This window comes from Lysinibacillus sp. RU7 (genome assembly GCF_057837305.1).
In genome coordinates, this window is record NZ_JBYQFK010000342.1 from 1 (window position 1) to 231 (window position 231).

General features: G+C 58.4%; 1 protein-coding gene. It reads right to left on the reverse strand.

Annotated features, from left to right (window positions below):
* The coding region (locus AC3II9_RS22640) for a PASTA domain-containing protein (RefSeq protein WP_489159039.1) at positions 1-231 on the reverse strand (231 nt) is incomplete at both ends.

The window sequence follows — 231 nt, forward strand, 5'->3', positions numbered from 1 at the left end:
TTTCCTCCAGCCTGGGGCCGGAGCTTACGAACAGCTTGATAAACGAACCTTCCTTGACGCGCATGTTCGTCTTGCTCTGCTCGAACACCGTATCCTTGGGCACGTCCTTCTTCTCCTCATAAACGACGGGCTCTTCCACCTTCAGCCCGGCGTCCGCGATCATTTGCCGCGCGGCGGCCTCCGTCTGGCCGACGACGTAGGGTACGTCCACTTCGTTGGTATCCATAATGC